The organism is Halomonas pelophila, assembly GCF_040196315.1.
In the GTDB taxonomy this organism is placed as follows: Bacteria; Pseudomonadota; Gammaproteobacteria; order Pseudomonadales; family Halomonadaceae; genus Halomonas; species Halomonas pelophila.
Map to the genome: position 1 here is coordinate 1 of NZ_JBEGCI010000003.1, position 23,255 is coordinate 23,255.

At 62.4% G+C, this 23,255-nt stretch carries 18 protein-coding genes; 11 read left to right on the top strand and 7 right to left on the bottom strand.

The features are described 5' to 3' along the window. The 3 genes from ABE957_RS03480 to ABE957_RS03490 form a co-directional block, all read left to right on the top strand. Nucleotides 1–892 (top strand): thiamine pyrophosphate-dependent enzyme (locus ABE957_RS03480; protein ID WP_349757296.1); only part of this gene is annotated, 892 nt, incomplete at its 5' end. A gap of 351 nt (nt 893–1,243) precedes the next feature. Next, on the top strand, nt 1,244–1,627 hold the full coding sequence (locus ABE957_RS03485; protein ID WP_349757297.1) for a nuclear transport factor 2 family protein: 384 nt from the start codon (nt 1,244–1,246) through the stop codon (nt 1,625–1,627). A 46-nt stretch (nt 1,628–1,673) separates the two neighbouring features. Then, nucleotides 1,674–3,116, top strand: coding sequence for an NAD(P)/FAD-dependent oxidoreductase (locus tag ABE957_RS03490; RefSeq protein WP_349757298.1), 1,443 nt, complete (start codon nt 1,674–1,676; stop codon nt 3,114–3,116). A 24-nt stretch (nt 3,117–3,140) separates the two neighbouring features. On the opposite strand, the gene ABE957_RS03495 is transcribed toward ABE957_RS03490, so the two are convergent. After that, nucleotides 3,141–4,052: a LysR family transcriptional regulator gene (locus ABE957_RS03495; RefSeq protein ID WP_349757299.1), complete on the bottom strand. Its 912-nt coding sequence runs from the start codon at nt 4,050–4,052 to the stop codon at nt 3,141–3,143. A 147-nt stretch (nt 4,053–4,199) separates the two neighbouring features. Between ABE957_RS03495 and ABE957_RS03500 the strand changes: the two genes are divergently transcribed. From ABE957_RS03500 to ABE957_RS03515, 4 genes are read left to right on the top strand one after another with little or no spacing between them, the layout of a single operon-like run. Further along, on the top strand, nt 4,200–5,444 hold the full coding sequence (locus ABE957_RS03500; RefSeq protein WP_349757300.1) for a Zn-dependent hydrolase: 1,245 nt from the start codon (nt 4,200–4,202) through the stop codon (nt 5,442–5,444). Nucleotides 5,445–5,498: 54 nt separating this feature from the next. Next, a complete protein-coding gene (locus ABE957_RS03505) occupies nt 5,499–6,974 on the top strand; it encodes a sodium:solute symporter family protein (RefSeq protein WP_349757301.1) in 1,476 nt (491 codons plus the stop codon). Next, on the top strand, nt 6,971–8,596 hold the full coding sequence (locus ABE957_RS03510; protein WP_349757302.1) for an amidohydrolase: 1,626 nt from the start codon (nt 6,971–6,973) through the stop codon (nt 8,594–8,596). The genes ABE957_RS03505 and ABE957_RS03510 overlap by 4 nt, the downstream gene beginning before the upstream one ends. Continuing rightward, on the top strand, nt 8,583–9,524 hold the full coding sequence (locus ABE957_RS03515) for a CobW family GTP-binding protein (RefSeq protein ID WP_349757303.1): 942 nt from the start codon (nt 8,583–8,585) through the stop codon (nt 9,522–9,524). Before ABE957_RS03510 ends, ABE957_RS03515 begins: the two co-directional genes overlap by 14 nt. 46 nt (nt 9,525–9,570) lie before the next feature. Here the strand turns inward: ABE957_RS03515 and pdxR are convergent, their stop codons facing one another. From pdxR to ABE957_RS03545, 6 genes are all read right to left on the bottom strand, one after another. Then, nucleotides 9,571–11,040 (bottom strand): MocR-like pyridoxine biosynthesis transcription factor PdxR, encoded by a 1,470-nt coding sequence (pdxR, locus tag ABE957_RS03520; RefSeq protein ID WP_349757304.1) that lies wholly within the window; start codon nt 11,038–11,040, stop codon nt 9,571–9,573. A gap of 139 nt (nt 11,041–11,179) precedes the next feature. Beyond that, a complete protein-coding gene (locus ABE957_RS03525) occupies nt 11,180–13,987 on the bottom strand; it encodes a molybdopterin-dependent oxidoreductase (protein ID WP_349757305.1) in 2,808 nt (935 codons plus the stop codon). 110 nt (nt 13,988–14,097) lie between these two features. Beyond that, entirely contained in the window at nt 14,098–14,718 is a 621-nt protein-coding gene (locus ABE957_RS03530; protein ID WP_349757306.1) for a hypothetical protein, read from the bottom strand. Nucleotides 14,719–15,052: 334 nt separating this feature from the next. Beyond that, nucleotides 15,053–16,360: a TRAP transporter large permease gene (locus ABE957_RS03535; RefSeq protein ID WP_349757307.1), complete on the bottom strand. Its 1,308-nt coding sequence runs from the start codon at nt 16,358–16,360 to the stop codon at nt 15,053–15,055. A 263-nt stretch (nt 16,361–16,623) separates the two neighbouring features. Next, nucleotides 16,624–17,679: a TRAP transporter substrate-binding protein gene (locus tag ABE957_RS03540; protein WP_349757308.1), complete on the bottom strand. Its 1,056-nt coding sequence runs from the start codon at nt 17,677–17,679 to the stop codon at nt 16,624–16,626. 67 nt (nt 17,680–17,746) lie between these two features. Beyond that, nucleotides 17,747–18,253, bottom strand: coding sequence for a TRAP transporter small permease subunit (locus tag ABE957_RS03545; RefSeq protein WP_349757309.1), 507 nt, complete (start codon nt 18,251–18,253; stop codon nt 17,747–17,749). A 1,027-nt stretch (nt 18,254–19,280) separates the two neighbouring features. Here ABE957_RS03545 and ABE957_RS03550 point away from each other — a divergent pair. The 4 genes from ABE957_RS03550 to ABE957_RS03565 all read left to right on the top strand — a co-directional run bounded on the left by ABE957_RS03550 (nt 19,281) and on the right by ABE957_RS03565 (nt 22,821). Next, nucleotides 19,281–20,267, top strand: a complete 987-nt coding sequence (locus tag ABE957_RS03550; RefSeq protein WP_349757310.1) for a TRAP transporter substrate-binding protein — start codon at nt 19,281–19,283, stop codon at nt 20,265–20,267. 96 nt (nt 20,268–20,363) lie between these two features. Beyond that, nucleotides 20,364–20,927, top strand: a complete 564-nt coding sequence (locus ABE957_RS03555) for a TRAP transporter small permease (RefSeq protein WP_349757311.1) — start codon at nt 20,364–20,366, stop codon at nt 20,925–20,927. A gap of 2 nt (nt 20,928–20,929) precedes the next feature. Beyond that, on the top strand, nt 20,930–22,270 hold the full coding sequence (locus ABE957_RS03560; protein WP_349757312.1) for a TRAP transporter large permease: 1,341 nt from the start codon (nt 20,930–20,932) through the stop codon (nt 22,268–22,270). A gap of 62 nt (nt 22,271–22,332) precedes the next feature. Continuing rightward, nucleotides 22,333–22,821 (top strand): universal stress protein, encoded by a 489-nt coding sequence (locus tag ABE957_RS03565; protein WP_349757313.1) that lies wholly within the window; start codon nt 22,333–22,335, stop codon nt 22,819–22,821. Nucleotides 22,822–23,255: the final 434 nt, after the last annotated feature.

Genomic DNA, 23,255 nt, shown 5'->3' on the forward strand with positions numbered 1-23,255 from the left:
CATCCAGATCGACGCCGACCACAAGATGCTCGGCCTGGTGAAGAAGATCGCGGTGGGCATCTGCGGCGACGCCAAGGACGCCGCCGAGGCGATCACCGAGCGGCTGGCCAGCCGTGAGCTCAAGTGCGACGCCACCAAGGCCCAGCGTGCCGAGCAGATCGCCAGCGAGAAGGACGCCTGGGAGCGCGAGCTCGACGAGTGGACCCACGAGAAGGACCCGTTCAGCCTCGACGCCATCGACGAAGCCCAGGGCGAGACCCCGTTCTCCGGCGGCGAGTACCTGCACCCGCGCCAGGTGCTGCGTGAGCTCGAGAAGGCCATGCCCGAGGACGCGATGGTCTCCACCGACATTGGCAACATCAACGCCGTGGCGCACAGCTACCTGCGCTTCGAGAAGCCGCGCAGCTTCTTCGCGCCGATGAGCTTCGGCAACTGCGGCTACGCCTTTCCGACCATGATCGGGGCCAAGGTGGCCGCGCCGGAGCGCCCGGGGATCGCCTACGCCGGCGACGGCGCCTGGGGCATGAGCCTGATGGAGACCATGACCGCGGTGCGTCACAACATCCCGGTGACCGCGGTGGTGTTCCACAACCGCCAGTGGGGCGCCGAGAAGAAGAACCAGGTGGAGTTCTACAACCGTCGCTTCGTGGCCGGCGAGCTGGACAACCAGAGCTTCGCCGAGATCGGCCGGTCGATGGGTGCCGAGGGCATCACCGTGGATCGCCTCGAGGACGTGGGCCCGGCGCTGAAGAAGGCGGTGGACATGCAGATGAACGAGGGCAAGACCTGCATCATCGAGATCATGTGCACCCGCGAGCTGGGCGACCCCTTCCGCCGCGACGCGCTGAAGAAGCCGGTGCGCCTGCTCGAGAAGTATCAGGATTACGTCTGATCGGACGTACCACCGAACGTGCTGCAACGTATTCCCCCGGCATCGCCGGGGGTTTTTTTGCCTGACGATCGACTGACATGTGCGCAACGCAAGCCCCGCTCCAACGACGTTCGTCGTCGTTGGAGCGGGGCTTCTTGCGTGCTGGGTCGAGTGCCGAGTGGCATCTCGAACGGCGCGGCGAGCATCGCCGAGCATGGCGAGCACGCTGGTCCAACAGCCGGCGTGTATCTGGCGCTAATGCCCCCTAAGCTTTGTCAGTAGGCTGGATCCGTTCGCGGCCGATGCGCCGCCTCGATGTGTCACCCGTTCAGTAACCACACACCAAATAACGACAACCGTCAGGAGCCTGCCATGAGCCAACCGACCACCCAACTTCTCGAAGCCTTCAGCGATGCCCTGAACCGTCACGACATCGATGCCGTCATGAGCATGATGACCGACGACTGCGTCTTCCATGCGATCGCCGGCCCGGAGCTGCAGGGCAAGAGCTTCGTCGGCCAGGCCGAGGTGCGCCAGGGCCTCGAGAACGCCTGGAAGACCGCCCCCGATGCCAGCTGGACCGACGCCGAGCACCACGTGATCGGCGACAAGGGCTTCACCGAGTCCACCTACCAGGGCACCACCACCGACGGCGTACGCTCCGAGGCGCGCATGATCGACGCCTTCACCTTCCGCGATGGCAAGATCGCCGTGAAGAACGCCTTCCGCAAGAATCGTCCCCCCGTCAACGCCTGATTGCCTCGGGTTCGTTCACGCCATCCAGACTGCTAGGAGTCCGATCATGGAGACAACAATGCCAAAAGGCGGGGTGGAGACCGAGGCAACCAAGACCTCACCCTCCCAGCCGTATGATCCGGCCTATGACCCCCTGAAGAGCGCCACCCCGGGGGCGGGACGCGACTATGCGCCGACCTACTGGATCGGCACCGCCGGCGAGCCGCCGGCCGATGACGGACCCATCACCCAGGACACGGATGCCGATGTGGTCATCATCGGCTCCGGCTTCACGGGACTCACCGCGGCGATCTTCCTGGCCCAGGAGTACGGCATCAAGGCTACGGTGCTCGAGGCCAATCGCACCAGCTGGGGATGCTCGACCCGCAATGGCGGCCAAGCCCAGTGTGCCTCGGGTCGCCTCAAGCGCTCGCAGTGGATCCAGCGCTACGGCCTGGATACCGCCCTGAAGCTGCATCGCGAATGCCTCGACGGCATGGCGACCTTCAAGGAGCTGATCAAGGACATCGACTGTGAGCCCCAGCCGGGCGGCCATCTCTACGTGGCCCACCGCGACAAGGTCATGCCGACCCTCGAGAAAGAGGCGAAGCTGCTGCGCGAGACCTTCGACTACGACGCCCAGATTCTCGACGCCGATACGGTGAAGCGCGAGTGGCTCGGCGACCAGGAGGCGGCCGGCGCCATGCACGAGCCCGAGGGCATCGGCATCCACGCGGGCAAGTTGGCCTTCGGCTATCACCGCAAGGCGCGGGCGCTGGGGGTGAAGATCCATCCGGCAAGCCCGGTGCAGGGCTTCGAGACCCGCGGCGGCGTACACTACCTGCAGACGCCTGGCGGCGTGGTCAAGGCGCGGGCCGTGGGCATCGCCACCGGCGGCTATACCTCGCAGAGCCTGCATCGCGAGCTCAAGAACCGGCTGCTGCCGATCCTCTCGAACTCCATCGTCACGCGACAGCTGACCGATGACGAGATCGAAGCCTGCGGCCTGCGCACGCGCCAGATCATCACCGATACCCGGATCCTGCGTCACTATTATCGCCTGCTGCCGGACAATCGCCTGCAGATTGGCAGCCGCAGCGCCATCACCGGCCGCGATGCGCCGCAGAAGAAGTACGAGTCGGCGCTGGTCGGCGACATGCACCGCAAGTTCCCGGCCCTCCAGGGCATCGAGCTCGACTACTCCTGGTGGGGCTGGGTGGATGTCAGCCACGACATGATGCCGCGCATCCATCAGCCCGATGCCAAGGAGACGGTCTATTACGCCCTGGGCTACGGCGGCAACGGCGTGATGTACTCGGCTCAGGCCGGTCGACGCCTGGCGCAGTGGATCGCCGGACACGGCCAGGAGTTGGATCTGCCGATCTTCACCTCGAAGTTGCCGTTCCCCAACCTGCGCGAGAAGGTCGAGTCCGAGGCCTTCGCGCCCTTCCGGCGCTTCGGCCAGCGCTTCCTTTACCGCTGGTACCACCTGAAGGACGAGGTGCTCTGATTGATGTCCTCCGGCGCCGCGAACTCAGGTTCTCGGCGCCGGGTTCATGACATGTGGCAACTTCGCATGTTCGATGAATGCCGTCAGGGCCGGATTAGCGTTGTCGACATGCCAGGCGAGTTCGATACTCAGCCTGGCATTGCTGTTTTCCAGCGGTCTAATGGCGAGATCTTCGCGGCTATGGTTCAAGTCGCCATCGGGATAGAGCGTCACACCCATCCGGGCGGCGACTAGGCCGAAGATGCTGTCGCTGCTCGGTGCTTCCCGAACGACCCTCGGAATGAATCCGGCCTCGAGACAGTAGGACTGCAACTGGGGAATGAAGTGGCGCCAGGCGTCCTGATTGCCGAGGATGAAGGGCTCGTTAGCCAGGGCCTCGAGGGGAATCGTCCGGCGCGCCGCCAGCGGATGATCGCGCGGCAGTACCGCCACGTAGGGCGCCTGGTGGAAGGTGTGATGGGCGATCTTGTCCGAGGTCACGGGGCCGATCAGCAAACCAAGGTCGAGCCGTCCGCTAGTGAGGTCCTCAAGCTGCTCGTGGGAGTTGCGCCGGACCAGCTCGATACCGACGTCGGGAAAGTCTTCATAGAATCGAGACAGCCGACCGGGTAGCGGCCCGTTGATGGCGAAGTCGATGTACCCGATGATGAGATGCCCTGCCTCCCCGCTGGCGGCCCTGATAGCTTGGGCCTCGGCGCCTTCCATGATGTCCGCCGCCTTCCTGCACTCTCGATAGAATGCCTTCCCCCCGGCCGTTAGCGACACATTGCGATTGTCGCGCTCCAGCAGCTTCACGCCGAGCTGCGTCTCCAGCTGACGTATCGCGCGACTGACCGCCGGCTGTGCCACGTGCAGTCGTTCGGAGGCGCGGCGGAAGTGCAGCTCTTCGGCGACCGCCATGAAGTAGTGGATCTGGAGCGCCAGAAAGCGGTTCATTTGATGCCCTGAAAGTATCAATTGTTAACATATTGATATTATACGCGACCACCTCGCCTCGCTACCTTCTGAAGGAGAGGGAGCCACGGCGCCGCGGCGCCTCCCCTCCCTCGATTTACCTGATAACAATCAATAAGGAAGGTAATCGTGACGAGACTCTGCACCAATGCGCGCCGGCTCTGGCAGCGCATCATGACCATGGCCGAGATCGGCGAGACTCCCGCGGGGGGATGCTGTCGTGTCGCCCTGACCGACGAGGACCGCCAAGGTCGGGACCTGTTCCTCGAGTGGTGTCGCGAGGCCGGTTGCGAGGTGCGTATCGATCGCCTGGGCAATCTCTTCGTCCGCCGGCCGGGCACCGATCCCCAGCGCCTGCCCGTTGCCTGCGGCAGCCACCTGGATACCCAGCCGCGAGGCGGCCGGTTCGACGGCGTCTACGGCGTTCTGGCGGGGCTGGAGGTGATCGAGACCCTCAACGACAACGGCATCCGGACCCGCAGCCCGCTGGAGGTCTGCGTCTGGACCAACGAGGAGGGCGCGCGCTTCACGCCGCCGATGCTGGCCTCCGGCGTGCATGCCGGCGTCTATCCGCTGGAGTACGCCCTGGCCCGCCAGGACGAGGCCGGCATCACCCTGGGTGAGGCGCTGGAGGAGATCGGGTACGCCGGGGAGCAGGCCTGCGGGAGCCATCGACTGGGGGCCTTCCTGGAAGCCCACATCGAGCAGGGTCCGATCCTCGAGCGGCATCGCCAGACCATCGGCGTGGTCACCGGCGTGCAGGGGTCGCGCTGGTATCGGCTGACGCTGCTGGGGCAGGATGCGCACACCGGGTCGACGCCCATGCCGGGCAGGCGAGACGCGCTGGTCGCGGCCGCCCGGCTGATCTTGGCCGTCCGGGGAATTGCGGAAGAGCACGCCCCCGAGGCCGTGGCGACGGTCGGCCACCTCGAGAACACCCCGAATTCGCACAACACCATTCCCGGCAGGGTGACGCTGACGATCGACATGCGCCACCCCCGCGCCGAGGGCCTGGAGACCATGGAGGCGGCGCTGCGCCAGGCGGTGGAGAGGACTTCCGCGGAGGAGGCGATCGACTACGAGTTTTCGCGGATCATGGATACCGCGCCCGTCGGCTTCGATGACGGCTGTGTCGAGGCCATCGAGGAGGGCGCCCGCGCCCTGGGCCATGCGCATCGGCGGATGGTCTCCGGTGCCGGCCACGATGCCTGCCATATCGCCCGGGTGGCGCCCACCGCGATGCTCTTCGTGCCTTGCGCCGGGGGGCTGAGCCACAACGAGGCGGAGAGCGCCGAGCCCGAGGACCTGGCCGCCGGAGCCGATGTGCTGCTGCACGCCCTGCTGCGGCTTGCCGAGCCGGTGGGCGCTTCCTGACATCACGAATTCCTGAAAATACGAGCAATAACAACAAGTCGTGAGGAATGATCAATGCAATGGTATTACGGCTATATCGTGGCCTACTTCGTGAGCATGTTCGCCATCGGGTTCTACTACTTCCTGAAGGTCAAGAACTCGGATGACTATCTGATCGCGGGCTGGAACATGGGGTTCTGGAAGATCGTCGGAACCCACATCAGCACCAACTGCGGCGCGGCGGTGTTCATCGGCTGGATCGGCATGGGCTTCACCGTCGGCATGTCGGGCTACTTCAAGTTCGCCGCACCGGCCTTGTTGACCAGCATGCTGCTGATCATCCTGTTCAGCGCGCCCCTCAGGCGACAGCGCCTGTATACCCTGGCGGACCTGTTCAGCGAGCGTTTCGGCGCCCGGGTCGGGCTGATGCCCTCGGTATTCTCCGCCTTCGTCTACTCGGTGCCGACCACGGCCCTACAGATCGTGGGCATGAGCACCATCTTCCACATCGTCTTCGGCATGGACGTCAGGGCCGGCGTCTTTATCTCCTTTGCACTGATCCTCGGTTTCACGATTCTCGGCGGACTGGTGGCGACCATCGTCACCGATGCGCTGCAGAGCGTGGTAGTGGTGCTGGGCATCGTGATCCTGGCCATCGTGGTGGTCAACTTCGGCGGCGGCGTTGCCTCGATCATCGCCAGTACCCCGGCGACCTATATCAGCCCGACGGGCGCCGGTGGGCTCACCGAGGTGCTGACCTTTGCCTTGACGGTAGCGCCGTTCTACCTGGTCTGGCAGTCGACCTGGCAGCGCATCTTCGCCTCGAAGGATGAGCGGGTCGCGGTGCGGGCCGGGGTGACGGCCTACGCCTCGCTGCTGGTGCTGACGCTGCTGCCCTTCGGGATCGGCGTGGTGGCCCGGCAGTTCGTGCCGCTCGACATGGATCCCAACCTGATCTTCTCCTACGTGACCGTCGAGCTGCTGCATCCGGCGGTGGGCGGCATCGTGATCGTCGGCCTGCTCTCCGCGCTGATGACCGGTGCCGACTCCTTCATCCTCCAGGGAGCCTCCAACATCTCGCAGGACATCTACGCGCGGATGATCAACCCGTCAGCCGACAACGACCAGAAGATGCGGGTCGCCCGGCTGAGCGTCGTGCTGATCTCGCTGGCCGCCCTGGGCGTGGCCTATCTGATGACCGACATCATCTCGCTCTATCAGTGGGCGCTGCGGCTGTCGGCGACGACCCTGGTGATCCCCTTCCTGGCGATCATGTTCTGGCGCCGCGCCACTGGAAAAGCGGTGCTGGTGGGCATGCTCCTGGCCTGCGCCACCACCCTGATCTGGCCGCTGTTCGAGACCGGCGTGGACCAGGTGTTTGCCGGCTTCTTCGTCTCGCTGGTGGTCACCGTGGGCGGCAGCCTGCTCACGACCCACTCCCGCGAGGAGAATGTCGCCGCCGTCTTCTGGGACGACCTGCCCTGTGCGTCCTCACGTCATGCGGCATCGGCGTCTGTCCCGCCCGTCACCGCCAAGGAGCAGTTCCAATGATCACGGTCTACCAGGCCAAGAGCATCATCACCATGAACCCCTCTCAGCCGCGGGCCACGCATATCGCGGTCAAGGAGGGCCGCATCCTGGCGGTGGGCGACCTGGCGGCGATGCAGGAGTTCGGGGAATTCACGCTCGATGCGCGCTTCGCCGATCGCTGCCTGATGCCGGGCTTCGTCGAGGGACATAGTCACGCCCTGGAAGGCACCATGTGGGAATACCCCTATCTGGGGTATTTCCCCCGGCGCGACCCGGAAGGGCAGCATTGGGCCGGCGCCCAGAGCATCGAGGCGGTCCAGGCGCTGCTCCGCGAGCAGGCCGAGCGACTGCCGCCAGGCCGGCCGCTGATTGCCTGGGGCTTCGACCCGGTCTACTTCGAGGGCGCCAGGCTCGATCGCCGACTGCTGGATGAGGCGGTCGACCATCAGCCGCTGGTGATCCTGCATGCCAGCCTGCATGTGATGACCGTCAACTCCGCGATGCTGGAGCTGGCGGGGCTTCACCGGCATGCCGATATCGAAGGCATCATGATAGGTGAGGATGGTCGACCCAACGGCGAACTCCAGGAGATGGCCGCCATGCACGCCATCTTCGAGACCTTGGACATGAACCTCTTCGAGACGGTCGGATCACCGAAAACGCTGTGGCGGTATGGCCGGGTCGCCCGCAATGCCGGGGTGACCACCATCACCGACCTCTACAACCCGCTGACCGACGAGGGTATCGAAGCGCTTCAGGCGGTCACGGCCGATGATGCTTACCCCGTGCGACTGGTGCCCGCCATGGCGGCGCTGGCCTGGTCGGTAGACGAGGGCATCCAGCGCCTTCAGGGGTGTCTGGAGCGAGGCAACGACAAGCTTCACTTCGGCCCGGTCAAGCTGATGACCGACGGTTCCATCCAGGGCTATACCGCCCGTCTCAAGTGGCCCCACTATCACGACGGGCATGCCAACGGCATCTGGAACGCGCCGCCGGAGACCCTCAGGGAGATCGTCGAGGCCTATCACCAGGCCGGCCTCCAGCTGCATATCCATACCAATGGCGACGAGGCCGTCGAGCTGATGCTGGAGGCGTTGGAAGGCGCGCTGACCTTCTGGCCGAAGTGCGATCATCGCCATACCCTTCAGCACTGTCAGGTGATCGATCATGCCCAGTTGCGCCGGGCCTCGTCGCAGGGCCTGTGCCTGAACATGTTCGCCAACCACCTCTACTACTGGGGCGACATCCATCGCCAGCGAACCCTGGGTCATGAGCGGTGCCAGCGGCTGGAGCCACTGGCCAGCGCCCGACGGTTGGGCATCCCCACCGCCATCCATAGCGATGCGCCGGTCACGCCGCTGGGCCCGCTGTTCACCGCCTGGTGTGCTGTCATGCGTCAGACGGCCACGGGGCAGGTCCTCGGCGAACGAGAGCGGCTCTCGGTGCACGAGGCCCTGGAGATGATTACTCTCGGGGCGGCCTACACGCTGCGCCTGGATCACCTGGTGGGCAGTCTCGAGATCGGCAAGTTTGCCGATATGGTCGCGCTCGATCGTGACCCGTTGGCGTCTGCCCCGGAAGACCTCAAGGAGATCCGCGTCGTGGCCACGGTGCTGGGAGGGCGAGTGCATGAAGCCGAGTGATGCGGCGCGGGCCCCCCTGACGGTGATCGGGGGCTTCCTCGGGGCCGGTAAGACGACCTATCTCAATGACCTGATTCGCGAAGGGATACCCGAGCACTCCCTGATCGTGATCAACGATTTTGGCGATATCAATATCGATGCCGAGCTCATCGATTACCGGGACGAGCAGCTGATCCAGCTGACCAACGGCTGTATCTGCTGCACCTTGGGCGGCACCCTGGCCGAGCAGTTGGCGAAGGCCATGCGCCTGAAGGAGGCGCCACGGGCCGTGTTCATCGAGACCAGCGGGGTCGCCGATCCTGCACGTATTGCCGATATCGCCCGGCTTTCGCAGCGCCTGACACTCAAGGAGGTGGTGTGCCTGGTGGATGGCGAACAGATCGAAGCGAATCGGCACGACCCCCTGACCGGTGAGACATGGCGAGCCCAGATCCAGGCCGCGACGCGGATCCTGGTCAATCGGCTCTCCACTACCAATGACGTCGACGCGCGTTTGAGCGAGCTGAGGCAGTTGAATGCGACGGCCGCCATACACGACATGGGGGGACCGGCAGGCGCGGCGGCTGACCAGCGATCGATCGAATCGCCTGCCATCACGGCCAGAGCCCTCTATCACGATACCGCTTCGCAAAGTGGTTGGCAGTCGGCCAGCCTCACGATGCCGGGCGCCGTGGATATCGATCGGCTTCGAGACCTACTGCTCGATTACGGTGATGTGCTGCTGCGCGCCAAGGGCTTCCTGTACTGCCGGGACCGCCAGCAGCGTCAGCTGCTGCAGTTCAGCGGGAGACGCCTGAACTCGCAGCCAGCACCCGCGCGCTCCGGGCGGTGCCAGCTGGTCTGCATCGGCCGGGCAGGGGGACGCTTCGAGGAACTGATCGCGACCCTTTCGCGGCTGGGGCAGGCGGAGGCGGCCGGTGTCGCTTAGTCGGGCGGCCGCCATGACGGATGAGAAGCGGCAGGCTTGGCGGCCGTCACCGTGAGATCGCCTGAGGAATCAGCGCCGCCAGGCGCTCGATGCCGGCCTCGATGCGTGCCTCGGGAATGGCCGAGAAGCCTAGCCGGAAGTACTCGAGGTGGGGGCCGTCGAAGAAGTGGATGTCGCCGCACTCGATCAGGATGCTCTGCTCGGCCGCGAGGCGGCGCAGCTCATGGCAGTCGAGCCCCTCGGGGCCCTTGACCCAGAAGCACGAGCCTCCGTAGGTCGAGGGAACGAAGGCATGGGGCATGTGCCGGGCCAGCGCCTCGTTCATGCGCTGCCAGCGGTGATGGTACGTCTGGTGGATCTGGCGCAGCAGGGCATCGTGATAGCCGCGATCCAGGAACAGCGCCACGGCGCGCTGGTTGTTGGTCGGCGGGTGGCGCAGCATCAGGCGGCGCAGCGCCCGGGCCTCGCGGATCAGCGCCGGCGGGCCGACCATGTAGCCCAGGCGCAGGCCCGGCGCCAGGGTCTTGGAGAGGCTGCCCACGTAGATCACCCGATTGTGGCGATCCAGGCTCTTCAGCGCCGGCGTGGGATTGTCCAGGTAGTTGGTCTCGCTCTCGTAGTCGTCCTCGATGATCAGGAAGTTGTCGATCTCCGCCATGTCGAGCAGCTCGCGGCGTCGCTCCAGCGGCATGGTGACCGTGGTCGGCGCCTGGTGGCTCGGCGTCACGTAGAGCAGCTGGCAATCGGCAATCGTCGGGTCGAGGCGCATGCCCTGTTCGTCGACCGGCAGCAGCTGGATATCGTCGGTAAAGGTGCGGGCGATGTTGTACACGTCCACGTAGCCGGGATTCTCCATTCCGAAACGACGGCCGGCCTTGAGCAGCAGCATGCAGGTGATCCACAGCGCCTGCTGGGCGCCGACCGTGACCAGGATCTCCTCGGGCTTGGCCCAGACGCCGCGGCGCGGCAGCATCCGCTTGTGGATCTGCTCGATCAGCAGTGGATCGTCGTCGTTCAGGTGGTCCACCGACCAGCTGCGGATCGCCGGCACGCTCATGGAATCGCGGCTGCACTCACGCCAGTGCTGGGTCGGAAAGAGCTCGGGATCGATCTGGCCATACAGGAAGGGGTAGTCGTAGCGGTGCCAGTCGCTGGGCTTGTTGATGGTCTGCTGCCGGGAGGGGTGCATGGTCAGCAGCTCTTCCCAAGGCAGGCGCTCGGCATCGATATCGTTCAGGCGCACCGGTTTCTCGGCTCGGCCCTCGAGGATCTCGGGATTGACGAAGTAGCCGCTGCGCTTCCTGGCGATCAGGTAGCCGTCATCGAGCAGATGCTCGTAGGCCAGCATCACCGTGTTGCGGGCGACATGCAGCTCCTTGGCCAGCTTGCGACTCGAGGGCAGCGGCTCGTTCAGGGGCAGGTGGCCGTCTAGGATCGCGCGGGCGATCTGTTCGCGGAGCTGTTTCTGCAGACTTTCCGGAAGGTCCGGGTCTAGGTGGAAGAGTAGCTCGATCATCTAGGGCTCAGGCCGATACGCCGCTGGTCGCCATCAAGCGCCGCGGGAATGGAATGTAATAGCCGGATGATCATGCCAAGGACGTGCCGCGATTACCAGTGGATTATCCCGCCCTCGGGCGCGTGGCCGAGGGCGGAGTTCACGAATTTCTGGCAGCCATGACTCGGCAGCGATGCAGCTTCAGATTGGTCTGGTGGGACACCGGATCCAGAGTCCCGTCGGTGAGTTCATTGACCGATCCCCAGGGCTGGAAGGGCTGAAGCGTGTCCCAGCCGATAGGAATGAAGATGACGTCCGGGTGGATGCCCGAGGTCACCCAGGCCCTGGCCTCGAGGCGCCCACGGGGCGACTCGACGACCAGCGGCTCACCGTCTCGGATGCCCCGAGGACCTGCCTTGTCCGGGTGGATCTGGCAATAGAGATCCGGCCACATTTCCTGGGCTTGCCAGAAGTAGTGCGTCCAGGAGTGGAAGTGCGATGCGGTGGGGCGACCGGTCACCAGCTGAGTATCCCACTCCGTCCCATCATCCCCGGTTGAGGCTTGCAGCGAGACAGTGTCGGCGAGGGTGGGGGAATGAAAGAACGGCGAGACCTCGGCCGGGCGATCATCGGGAACGACCCGGGGATGCCCTGAATTTGCTTCCGCCTCCGTGTAGAAATGCGGCAGCGAAGACAGGCCCAGCGAACGAAACTTGGCCTCGATGGTGGGGGTCCAGAATTCCAGCCGTCCGCTGGGAGTGGGGAAACGCTTTCCAGACTCGCAGCCGAAGGCAGTGGTGCCTTCCATATAGAGCGTATCCGGCTCTGGGGCAGCCTCGTCGGCAACGGGGATGCGCACCCAGCGATAGGGTGTCGAGGTCAGGCGCTTCATGGTCACGCCCTTCAGCGAAGGCGTGGCCTGACGCATCACCTCGTCCCAGAACACCGCTGGGTCCTTGTAGCGGTCCTGTAGCACTGACTGGTAGCCCAGGCGCTTGCCCAGCTCGATCCAGAACCAGTGGTCCGAGTGGGCCTCCCCGGGCGGGTCCATGAGACGGTCGTTCCAGACGATACGCCGGTCTTCCGCCAGACGGCTGATGCCACCTTTCTCGATACCGGTAGCGGCGGGCAGGACATAATCCGCCAGTGCCGAAGTCTCGTTGAAGAAGAGATCCATGTGCACCAGCAGGTCCAGGGAGCGGAAGGCCTCCTGGACTCGCTGTCGGTCCGGCCAGTGTGCGGCCGGGTTATTGCCGGTGATCAGGCCACGAACGGCATAGGGGGCCCCCTCCAGCATGCCTTGCATCCATTGGCGTGGGCTATTGCCCAGCGCCGGGCGATCGACCGGGGACCGGTGCTCCTCCGGGATCTGGACGCGTCCCCAATCGGGTTCGGAGGCCACGTTGAAGTAGCCGCCCCCACGGCGTCCCCAGTTGCCGGTGATGGCCGCCAGGAACATCAGCGTCCGGTTGGCCTGCGTCCCGTTGCTGTGCTGGTTGATGCCGCGGCTGGCAAAGATCATGCAGCCATCGGCAAGGGCGATGTCCCGTGCAAGCTGGCGAATGAGCGCGGCGTCGAGACCGGTGAGATCACTGGCCCAGTCGATGGTGTAGCCCTGCTCCTGAATGAAATCTCGCCAGACTTCCCAGCCCTGTACCCATTGCTCGCAGAACGAGAGATCATGCCAGCCTTGGCAAAAGATCTCATGAATCAGCCCCAGCGCCAGGGCCATGTCGGTGCCGGGACGGATGGCCAGCCAGCGATCGGCCTTGCTGGCGGTGGCGGTCAGTCGAGGGTCGATGACCACCATCCCGGCGCCGCGGCGTAAGCGCCAGTCATTGACCATGCCAAAGTTGACCGGTCGGGTCTCGGCCTGGTTGTCGCCGAAATACACATGCAGCTCGGCGCTGCCGATATCCTCTGGCGTGTAGATATTGGGCTGGCAGGTGGAGCCCAGGGTCAGCTCCAGGGCGACGACCTTGCTCGCATCGCAGAACGGCTCGGTGGTCAGGAAGTTCGGGGTCCCCCACATCTGGGTGAACATGGGAACGAAGCCCATGATATTGAGCACCCCGGTCCGTGTGCCCATGTGGATAGCCAGGGCCTCGCTGCCGTCGCGTTCGCGGATGGCCTTGAGCCGGTCGGCGATGTCATCCAGGGCCTCATCCCAGCTGACACGTTCGAACGTCTCGCTGCCGGGGGGGCCGCGGCGTTTGAGGGGGTGGGTCAGGCGGCTCGGATTTCGGTAGAGTTGCAGCGTCATCTGCGACTTCGCGCAGATGCGACCCTGGAAAACGGGGTCCTCGTCGTTGCCGAGGATTTGTACCACCTCGCCATCTTTCATGCCGAATTTCAGGGTGCAGCCGTTGAAGCAGATATTGCAGCCCCCCGGCTTGACCTCGTCGGGCTGCAGGTCGTCGACCTTGCGATACGGAATCTGCACCCACTTCGAGGTGGGCGCCGTCCCAGAGAGAGGCGCCCCCTGCACGGCCGGTGGGTGCTTGTCGGCCAGGGGGTCCCTGGGTGTCGTGCGTCCAGCATCCAGGGAGCGATCCAGATAGAGAGTGGCCGGGCCCTGCAGAAAGTGGTCATGGTCGCGAACGGGCTTGTCGGCCTCATGGGCCAGGTTCAGCAGGTCCTCGCGCTTGCCGAAGGTGATGGCGCGGGTCGGGCAGACACTGGCACAGGCCGGCATCTCGCCACGGGCACGCCGCGGCGCGCAGAGGTCGCATTTTACCGCGTGATTGTCCACCGGGTCATAGCCCATGGCGCCGTAGGGGCAGGCCAGCACGCATTCACCGCAGCCGGTGCACAGCGACTCGTCGACACTCACCACTCCGGTGTTCGGATCCTTGCGCAGGGCCTTGGGAACCACCGGACAGGCTCTCAGGCAGGCCGGGCGTTCACACTGCTGGCAGGTCACGGTCAGGAAGTCCAGCTCGGGCAGTGACGGATCGCCCAGCCACATCACCTTGTTGCGATACTCATCGGGACCGAGGCCGTTGACCTGCTTGCAGGCTGCCTCGCAGCTCTTGCAGCCGGTACAGCGTTCCAGGTCGATGCTCAGGCATATCTGGCTCATGTCTCTTTTCCCCATGTGGCCAGGTGCCACCAGTAGATAGAGTCGTCGCCGGCCACGTAGCCGGCGAAGAAGGTCACGGTCACCACGTGAATGACAATGCCGGACAGGAACAGAAAGGCAGCGAGGATATGCAGGCGGCGCCACATCGACAGGGTACGACCGGCGCGACGACGCGCCCCTACCAGGCGAGACTCCTGAGCCACCAGGCGCGCATAGCGAAGCGTCAGCAGTGGATGGCTCACGGCATGTCGCAGGTTGGGAGAGAACAAGGCCTCGCTGGCCTGGGGGTCGAGACGCGCCAATAGACGGGCCTTGGCCGCGATCACCTCGGCGAGTTCACGTCGCGCCGCATCCGTGACGGTGAAGCTGGATTCCCTCGAGCCGAACTGCCGGGAAAACTGCCGGGACAGGAAGACCCGAGCCACGATGCCCTGAACGATCAGAAACACCAGGAGCAGATAGAGGATGCCAGGCGTGCTGAAAATACCACCTGCGGCGACATGCAGGCTGATTAAGACGAAGCCGGCCATGCTGGCCAGGACGTGAGCGGCAAACCAGCGGGGAGGGCTGACCGACAACGGGCTGCGTTTGGCAAGGCTGAAGAGCAGGGGCGTCATGAGCAGCAGCCCACCGGCCACGGCCGACAGTTGAAGCCAGGGCGTGCCGGGTCGACCTCCCAGGGCCCCGGAAAATTGCAGGATTAGTGTGAGGACAAGGACGATACTGATGCCGACGAGTCCGTGGAGTAGTCGCTGATGTCCGATCCTGGGCGGCGTGGCAAGCCGTCTTTCGCGTTGTATGGGTAAGGACATGGTCTTGAAGCTTATCTCGGCGTTTCTGACGTGATGTCAGGGGGAGGAGGGCCGGGGGGCGACCGTGTCGGCCATAGGGCTCGGCAATGCGTTCATTGCTCGTTGAGCCCTAGGCCGATGGCACCATTCTGAGACGGTGTTAGTCGAAGAGTTCCGGTAACCAGGTAGCAATCTCGGGGAACAGGAAGACGAGGCTAAGGCCGAGCAACTGTAGCATCACGAAGGGGCCAACGGAGCCGTAGACATCACTCCAGCCTACATCTTTAGGCAATATGCTCTTGATCCAGAACAGCACGAAGCCGAAAGGTGGCGTCAGGTAGGCAATCTGAATGTTTACAATGAAGAGGACCCCAAACCAGATTTTATCGACGTCCAAGGCTTCGATTATCGGCAGGAAAAGGGGGGTGCAAAGCATGATTATGGCCCAGTCATCCATGACCATCCCGAGCATGAGGATAATCAGCATCATCAACAATAGGATGCCAGTGGTGCCCCCAGGCATGGCGAGCACCATGTCCGTGATCAAGTTCTGGCTTCCTAATGTGTTGAAGACATTCAGGAAGATGCTGGCGCCGATCAGAATCCAGAGCCCCATGCCTGTCAGTTTGACCGTGGTGCTCAACGAGTCCTTGAACACTTTTATGGTCAGGCGACCGTTAGCCATGTTGATCAACAAAGCGCTGGTGGCACCAAAGGCCGCGGCTTCCGACGGCGTGGCGATCCCCCCCCAGATGGTACCCAGAACTATAAATATCAGCAGGATGAAGGGCCAGATACCCACCAGGGATCGCATTTTTTCACGGCGGGAAAACTTCTGATCTGCAGGCAGTGCCGGCCCCATTGACGGTTGATATTTGCAGCGTAGCCAGATGTAGATGGTATAGAAGAGGGCCAGCATCAGTCCCGGAAGGAGGCCGGCCAGGAACAGGTCCCCGATGGAAGCATTTGCCAGCAGGCCATAGAAGATGAAGGGAACGCTGGGCGGAATGAGAGCTCCCAGTGCGCCGCCTGCACCAATGGCGCCAATCGCGATTCTGCGATTGTATCCGTACTTCATCATCGATGGATAGGCGATCTGCCCCATGGTGATAGTCGCTGGTGGGGTGATGCCGGTGACCGCGGCAAAGATTGTGCTGACCTGTACAGTGCCAATGGCGAGGCCGCCAGGGATATGGCCGATCAGTTTATAGACGGCTTCATAGGCAGCGTCCGCAATTCCCGAATAGCGTATCAGGCTCCCCATGAACAGAAAGAGAGGCACCGTTACCAATACTGAGTTCCAGGGGGTGGAGTAGAAGGCACTAGGAATTGCCAGTAAGGCGCTGGGTTCGATCATGGCAGCGAACACAACAGCAGTGCCGCCTAGTGCAAAAGCAACGGGTAACCCCAGGAACAAAGCTCCAAAGAGGCACACGAAGTATAGAAGCGTTATGAGTTCAAGGCTCATGAGGTAACCTTATTCTTGGAGATTGTCGGGCTGCCTTGTCAAAAAAATGTCCCGCGAGTAGGCCTTCGATGTGGATTGTTTAGACGTCAAGCCACTGGTTTCCTTGAGGTGGCCGAGAGGGGTGGACGGTGTCCTCATTGCAAGATTTCAATGTCTTGGGCTCGCCGCGAGACGCTGTCAGTAAACTCCCGATCTTTAAGAAACAGCAAAAAGATCGGGAGTTTAATTAGCCCTGTGGAAGGTCGGCTGAGTCTTTTAATGGCTCAGTAGTATCCCTTGTCCTTCATGAATTGCTTGAAGATCTCCACGCCTTTGGCATTGCGTTCAGAAGTTTCTGCTACCTTGGGCCAGACTTCGTTGATGGAGAACTCACGCATTCTCTCCACCTCTTCCTCCGAGAAGGTAATGACTTCGCCGCCTTCGTCCTTCAGGGACTGAAGCGCGATATCGACCTGATCGGCATGCAGTTGGCTCGTCTCGAAGTAGGTGTCCTTGAAAACGCCTTCGATCTGTTCACGCTGCCAGTCGGTCAAAGCATTCCAGGCGTCGAGGTTGACAAAGGTTTCCTGATGCTGGGCAGGGTTCCAGCCCGGTTGGATTGCATAGTCAACGACTTCATCGAACGACATGTCGTCGATACCACCGGTGTCCCAATAGGTGCCCTCAATCGTTCCGAGGCGAATGGCCGTATAGATGTCGCCGGCCCCCATGGAGACCGCTGTTCCGCCAAGTGCTTCATGGAACAGCGCCTGAGGGCCACCGGCACGCATTTTCTTGCCCGCCAGGTCCTCGAACTTCTCTACGGGAAATTTGGTGAACATGGCGTTCGTTCCCTGGTCGGTCCAGCCAATCCAGTGAAGATTCCGCTCATGGGCAGCCTCCTGCACGAGATCACCGACTCGGTAATCCTCTCCCCACATGACCTCCCAGGCTTCTTCAGGGCTGTTGGCACCCATCGCCAAACCGAACGCCAGCATGCCTTCTGGCAGGTCGCCACCATAGACCGACGCCCAACCGGCGTAACCGTCGGTCATGCCGGCAGCGGCTGCCATGAAGGCTTCGGAGCCGCTGGTCAGTGAGCCTGCCGGCATCAGCTTGATTTGCACCGTACCCTCAGTAGCCTCCTCCACTGCCTCGATCCACGGAATCAGGCCGTTATCCCATCCGGCGTCCGACGAGTCGAAGGCGGGCTGGAAGGTCCACGTGGTTACTTCGTCCGGCGGACCATTCTCTTGCGCCTGAGCAACAGAATGCGTAAAGGCCATTACCCCTGCACAGATCATGGTTTTGGCGAAAATGGTATGTTTTATAGTTGTCATATGTTTTCTCCTTTTTCTACCTTTCTGCGGGTATCGCGGCTATTGTCGCCGTCGAATTTTTTGTTATTTATTCTTTCGAACCTTTGATTACGGTTTTAACATCCTGCACGAATTGCTGGATCACTATCAGCAGTACGACACATGCGGCAAGTGGTATGACTGTTTTTACAGGATATATCGGGATGGGAATGGCCGTGGGGGTTGTCTGGTTGAACTTGATTGACATCAGTGCGGCATCGGTTCCCTTCCAGATCAGCACACCAAGAAAAGCGAATGTTAGTGAGGAGGTGATGATGTCGCAAATCGCCTTTTTTCTAGCGGAAAACTTCTCATAGAATAGGTCGAGCTTTATAAAGGAGCCGTGTTTCAGTGCATAGGCTCCCCCCATGCAGGCAATAAGCACCATGGCGGCCTGTATGGTGGCGCCGATCCATTGGGATGCAGAGTTGAGGACATATCTAAGGAAGACATCGGTGACGCCGAAAATCATGCAGTATAGGATTAAGAGGGAGCCAATCAGTCCCATGGTTTCGGCGATGACATTGATGATCTTGTCGAATGCTTTGCTTATCACTTCGTTAGCCCCTTAGTTATTATACTTGGTTGAGCCGTTGTCCGGTCTTATTGCTTTTCTAAGGTTTGCTGTAGATCAGTTCGTTATAGCTTCTAGCTTATTGATAATCATGGCTCACTTCGCTATAAGGCATAACCTTAGCCTAGAGGTTACATTTTTGACAGGAATAGTGCCAGTTGAGGGTGGGCAATGGGTCCAGCCCTCGGGATTGCCAACTGGAAAGGGTGATGACCGACGGGCCTGAAATTGACATGTCAGAACGTCGCTCGTCGGCCACGGACAGGTCCAGCCGTCGACGGTGCGACGCCAGGGGCCTGGTGCCGACCACGGCACGAGGCCCTTGGAGAGCGCCTCGATGGCGATGTGAGCGTCATCGGCGGGCCGACGAGGACAATCTGATCTTGCTCAGCCGTGGTGGCCACCGAGCCGATTGGCCGATCGAGCCTCTACACAGGATGGCGAATGCCTGATGGTGTCGATGGATGACGCTGCACTTCACGTCTGGCTTCCATCCAAGAGCATCGCGGTTTTTTGGCGAGTCCACGTCATTCCGATTTCTTGGCCAGTTGGCACCTTAACCTGATGCCCCAAGGGGCACGGTTTGTTCGTGCTATGAGGCTGCCGGGCCCTGGCTTGTCTTGCCACCATTAATCTAGTCTCAGAGCGCTTTCTGATGAGGTGTCTTCTACTTTGAGGCAAGATCAATCTTTGTACGATTCGGTGGGCTGGACCAATCGATGTCGAGAGACTGGTTCTAGTGGCCTCCGGGGGGAGTGCGTAGAACGTGGTAGTCAGGATATGGCGTACAGCATGTATCCCGATGATCGGCGATGGGCGAGATCGCGGAGTCGAGGCAGGCGCGGTGAGAATCACAATAAATCACCTCGAATCGCCGCCTTGGGCCGCCCTCGATGGACACCCTGGCTCGCCGTCATCCAGGAGCGTCCCGCCTCACGCTGGCCTCCTGTCCTTCCGACAATAACAAGCTGTGGAGATCACAATGCGTATCCAGAAACTACTCCTCCCCATGGCAGTATCCGCCGCGACCCTGGCCGTGAGCGGCCAGGCCATGGCCGAGACCTGGAAGATGGCCCTGGGCGACGCCGCCGGTGGCACCCAGTACGAACTGGGCACGACCTTTGCCGATCTCGTCGAGGAAAAGACCGAGGGTGAGGTCACCATTGACCTGTTCCCCAACGGCCAGCTCGGCAGTGAGCAGGACACCGTCAACAATGCCAGCATGGGGATTCTCGACCTCTCGGTGCTGGCCATCAACAACATCACGCCGTTCTCGCCCACCGTGGGCGTGATGACTCTGCCCTACGTGATCCAGAGCCCCGAGGACGCCAAGACGCTGACCCAGGGAGAGGTCGGCGAGGAACTCACCCAGAACACCATCCGCGATGCCGGCGTGCGCATCCTGGGCTGGGCCTATTCCGGCTGCCGTCGCCTGACCAACTCCGTGCGTCCCGTGGCCTCGCCCGAGGATCTCGACGGCCTGGTGATTCGGGTGCCCAAGAACGAGATCATGATCTCCGCCTACCAGTCCTGGGGCATCAACCCCAACCCGCTGGCCTGGTCCGAGACCTTCACCGCGCTGCAGCAGGGCGTGGTCGACGGTCAGGACAACCCCTACATCACCATCGACGCGATGAAGTTCTACGAGGTGCAGGATCACGTCACCGAGAGCTGCTACGTGTTCTCGATGGAGCCGCTGATCATCAGCGAGGGCAAGTTCCAGAGCCTCAGCCCCGAGATGCAGGAGCTTGTGCTTCAAGCCGGCGAAGAAGCCACCGATCATAGCTACGAATACCTGATCAATACCGAAGCCTCCATCAAGAAGCGTCTGGTGGAAGAGCACGGCATGCAGATCACTCAGCCCGCCAACGACGAGCAGCAGTGGATCGAGCAGGCGACCGGCATCTGGCCCGATTTCTACGACAGCATCGGCGGCAAGGAGAAGCTCGACGAGGTGCTCTCCGCCCTGGGTCGCGATCCCGCACCGCAGCCGTAATCTTCACCATCGCGGCATGCAGTGTCCCCCCCGCACCGGCTCCCGGCCGGTGCGGGGAACTGCCCATCGGGAGTCTGATCGCAAGGGGCCAGTCTCATGAAATCGCTTCTCTTCAAGATCATCGACAACCTGGAGAGCGTCCTCTGTCAGCTCCTCCTGGTGTCCTTCGTCTTACTGTTGTTCGCCCAGATCGTGCTCAGGAATCTCTTCAGCTATTCGCTGCCCTGGGGCGATGAACTGGCGACCTACGCCTTCGTGTGGTTCGCCTATCTGGGGGCGGTCTATGCCACCAAGATGTCGGCACACAACCGCGTCACCTTCCAGTTCAAGTTCTTCCCGCGCTGGGTCGAGACGTTCTGCACCCTGCTCACCGATCTGATCTGGATCGGCTTCAACGCCGTCTTCATCTACCTGAGCTACGACTTCGTCTTCAACAAGATGAACCTCTTCTGGAAGTCCCAGACCCTGGGCATTCCGATGAAGTATTTCTATCTGATCCTGCCTATCGCCTTCGTCGCCATGACGCTGCGAATCCTTCAGAACAACTACCTGAAGTTCGTCAAGAAGGTGGACCTCGTGGACCCCGAGTCCCAGGAGGTCGAGAAACTCAAGCATAACGATGACGCGGCGGGTGACGGCCCGGCGCCGCGGGAGCACTGAGTATGGATACCACGATTATTTACGTATTGTTCGGTGCCTTCTTCCTGCTGCTGATCCTCGGGGCACCCATCACGGTGTCGCTGGGCGTGGCGGCACTGACGACCTTCATCAGCCTGGGCGAGAACCCCATGGCGTTCGTGCAGATCGCCTTTACCTCGGTGGGCTCCTTCCCGTTGATGGCGCTGCCGGCATTCATCCTGGCCGGGGCGTTGATGGAGGCCGCCGGTATCTCCAAGCGCCTGGTCGATATCGCCGAGGCCTTCGCCGGGCCCGTGACCGGCGGCCTCGCCGCGGCGACGGTGTTCGCCTGCATGTTCTTCGGCGCGATCTCCGGCTCCGGGCCGGCGACGACGGCGGCGGTGGGCATGCTGATGATCCCGGCCATGGCCAACCGCGGCTACGACCGCGGCTACGGCTCGGCCATCACCGCCTCCTCGGGCGGGCTCGGGGTGGTGATTCCGCCCTCGATCCCGATGGTCATCTTCGGCATCTCCGGCATGGGCCTGCAGCCGCCGCCCGAGGCCATCGCCGAGCACGGCGCCTTCCAGACGCTGTCGATTCCCAAGCTGTTCATCGCCGGCATCATGCCGGGGGTGGTCATCGCCGGCTGCCTGCTGACCATCAACTACTTCATCTCGAAGAAGCGCGGCTATCGTGGCCTGACCGATCATTGGTCCTGGCCGCAGATTCGCGGCACCCTGCGCAAGGGGATCTGGTCGATGCTGGCACCGATCATCATCCTCGGCGGCATCTACAGCGGGCTGTTCACCCCCACCGAGTCGGCCATCGTGGCGATCTTCTACACGCTGATCGTGGGGGTCTTCCTGCATCGGGAACTGGCCTGGAAGCCGGCCCTGCGCACGCTGCAGACCACCACCTGGATCACCGGGCGGGTGCTGCTGATCCTGTTCACCGCCACGGTGTTCGGTCGCCTGCTCGTCGAGCAACGGGTCCCCGGCATCATTGCCGAGGCGATGCTGGGGTTCACCGACAACACCTACCTCATCTGGGCGATGATCATCTTCTTCCTGCTGTTCGTAGGGATGTTCATGGAGACCCTGGCGGCGATCATGATCCTCACCCCGGTGCTGCTGCCGATCATGTACATGCTGGGCATGGACCCGGTGCACGTGGGCATCGTGGTGGTCTGCGCCCTGGCCATCGGCTTCCAGACGCCACCGCTCGGGGAGAACCTCTTCGTGGCCTCGGGGATAGGCGGCGCCTCGATCGAGGAGATCTCGCTGAAGGCGCTGCCCTTCGCCGCGGGCTCCATCGTGGCACTGTTCATCATCGCCTACTTTCCGCAGATATCGCTCTGGCTGCCCAGCTTGTTGGGCTACTAGCCACTATTAGCCGCTGATACCGGCGCGGTCACTTCGGGGGCCGCGCCGCAGGAGGAATCATCATGACGCATGGCATTCGCCGCATCCTCTGCTGCGTGGGCCTCAGGGGCGACTGCGACCCGGTGCTGGCCCAGGCGGTGAGCCTCGCCCAGGCCACCGGCGCCGAGCTGCACGTGCTGCACGCGGTCAAGTCGCTGTCCGATGACGTGCTCAACACCCTCAAGATCAACATCCAGGATCGCCAGACGCTCGAGACCCTGATGGCGCAGCGCCTCGACCAGGCACGCCAGGAGCTCGATGAGCGCCTCGCGGCCTTCTGGGCCCGCCATCCCGAACGGCGCGCGGCCTTCGGCGAGCGCGAGGTGACGCGCAGCGTGCTCGAGGGCTATCCCTCCTCGGTGATCACCCACTACGCCACGCGAACCGGCAGCGACATGATCGTCATGGCGGCCAACAAGCGCAGTTTCACGGCCACCTATGCCGGCAAGGTCACCAAGGGCGTGATCAAGCGGGCCAAGGTGCCGGTCGTTGTCGTGCCACCGGGTAGCTGAAGCGGGTCTGCTTCTGACGTCAAGCCGTAAGATTATCGCTGTTGCTCGTCTGCCACGGTAAACGCTGGCATGAGGAACGGCGCCGCTCCTGAACGGGAGCGGCGCCTTTCTTTTCATTGGAATTTCCTGGTGACGGCATTTTGATTATTGCTGGAAAAATTTTCCATTAATCAATTATCCTATGGTCTCATGGCCCAAGCTGAAAGAGGAAACTGGTCCTATTCAGGCCTCAGTCGGCGCTCTAATGTCGCGTGTTGGAATTCGTTATGGAAGGGTGGACGCCAAGAGAGGCGTACCTTGAGGTAGGTATATTCCGCCGACTCGCTGTGCGATTTGCGCATGGTGATCGGGAAAGACAAGAATAAACGTAATGGAGAGATTTCCACGAGATGCCGGACAAGAAAGCAGATTACTGCTGACAGCATCGCATCCCT

Bases quoted from the DNA above. Each gene is read 5' to 3' on its own strand.
- ABE957_RS03485 (WP_349757297.1), top strand. From the start codon at position 1,244: ATGAGCCAACCGACCACCCAACTTCTCGAAGCCTTCAGCGATGCCCTG.
- ABE957_RS03490 (WP_349757298.1), top strand. From the start codon at position 1,674: ATGGAGACAACAATGCCAAAAGGCGGGGTGGAGACCGAGGCAACCAAG.
- ABE957_RS03495 (WP_349757299.1), bottom strand. From the start codon at position 4,052: ATGAACCGCTTTCTGGCGCTCCAGATCCACTACTTCATGGCGGTCGCC.
- ABE957_RS03505 (WP_349757301.1), top strand. From the start codon at position 5,499: ATGCAATGGTATTACGGCTATATCGTGGCCTACTTCGTGAGCATGTTC.
- ABE957_RS03510 (WP_349757302.1), top strand. From the start codon at position 6,971: ATGATCACGGTCTACCAGGCCAAGAGCATCATCACCATGAACCCCTCT.
- ABE957_RS03515 (WP_349757303.1), top strand. From the start codon at position 8,583: ATGAAGCCGAGTGATGCGGCGCGGGCCCCCCTGACGGTGATCGGGGGC.
- pdxR (WP_349757304.1), bottom strand. From the start codon at position 11,040: ATGATCGAGCTACTCTTCCACCTAGACCCGGACCTTCCGGAAAGTCTG.
- ABE957_RS03525 (WP_349757305.1), bottom strand. From the start codon at position 13,987: ATGTGGCTGGGCGATCCGTCACTGCCCGAGCTGGACTTCCTGACCGTG.
- ABE957_RS03530 (WP_349757306.1), bottom strand. From the start codon at position 14,718: ATGACGCCCCTGCTCTTCAGCCTTGCCAAACGCAGCCCGTTGTCGGTC.
- ABE957_RS03535 (WP_349757307.1), bottom strand. From the start codon at position 16,360: ATGAGCCTTGAACTCATAACGCTTCTATACTTCGTGTGCCTCTTTGGA.
- ABE957_RS03540 (WP_349757308.1), bottom strand. From the start codon at position 17,679: ATGACAACTATAAAACATACCATTTTCGCCAAAACCATGATCTGTGCA.
- ABE957_RS03550 (WP_349757310.1), top strand. From the start codon at position 19,281: ATGGCAGTATCCGCCGCGACCCTGGCCGTGAGCGGCCAGGCCATGGCC.
- ABE957_RS03555 (WP_349757311.1), top strand. From the start codon at position 20,364: ATGAAATCGCTTCTCTTCAAGATCATCGACAACCTGGAGAGCGTCCTC.
- ABE957_RS03560 (WP_349757312.1), top strand. From the start codon at position 20,930: ATGGATACCACGATTATTTACGTATTGTTCGGTGCCTTCTTCCTGCTG.
- ABE957_RS03565 (WP_349757313.1), top strand. From the start codon at position 22,333: ATGACGCATGGCATTCGCCGCATCCTCTGCTGCGTGGGCCTCAGGGGC.